This window comes from Aequorivita antarctica (assembly GCF_007997155.1).
GTDB lineage: Bacteria > Bacteroidota > Bacteroidia > Flavobacteriales > Flavobacteriaceae > Aequorivita > Aequorivita antarctica.
This window is the reverse complement of the sequence record NZ_VORT01000055.1, coordinates 1-457: the sequence shown is the minus strand read 5'-3', so window position 1 is coordinate 457 and position 457 is coordinate 1. Positions and strand designations below refer to the sequence as shown.

The window sequence follows — 457 nt, the reverse complement described above, 5'->3', positions numbered from 1 at the left end:
GGGATCGTGCCCCCCTCTCGCTACTTAAATCCCCAAGAATAAATTCTATGGGGATTTTTTTATGGAAGAATTCGTTACATATATTCTTTATTCGAAAAAGTACCATAAAATCTATATTGGTTACTCTTCATCATTAATCCAAAGATTTTATTCCCACAACCATTTTTCAAACAAAGGATATACACTGAAATACCGTCCTTGGCTGGTTTTGGAAGTTGAGTTCCATAAAACCAAAAAACAGGCAATGCAAAGAGAAAATTTCCTGAAGTCTGGAAAGGGAAGAGAATATATATATAAAACAGTTTTTCCAAAATATACCGCGGACGGATTCATATCCGCCTGAGGCGGACGCGGGATCGTGCCCCCCTCTCGCTACTTAAATCCCCAAGAATAAATTCTATGGGGATTTTTTTATGGAAGAATTCGTTACATATATTCTTTATTCGAAAAAGTACCA

The 457-nt window shown here is 36.8% G+C and carries 1 protein-coding gene; it reads left to right on the top strand.

Annotated features, from left to right (window positions below; all coding sequences use genetic code 11):
* Nucleotides 1-61 precede the first annotated feature (61 nt).
* Nucleotides 62-343, top strand: coding sequence for a GIY-YIG nuclease family protein (locus ESU54_RS17705; RefSeq protein ID WP_146848200.1), 282 nt, complete (start codon nt 62-64; stop codon nt 341-343).
* Nucleotides 344-457 lie beyond the last annotated feature (114 nt).

Coding starts and splice junctions, on each gene's coding strand:
- ESU54_RS17705 (WP_146848200.1), top strand. CDS start 62: ATGGAAGAATTCGTTACATATATTCTTTATTCGAAAAAGTACCATAAA.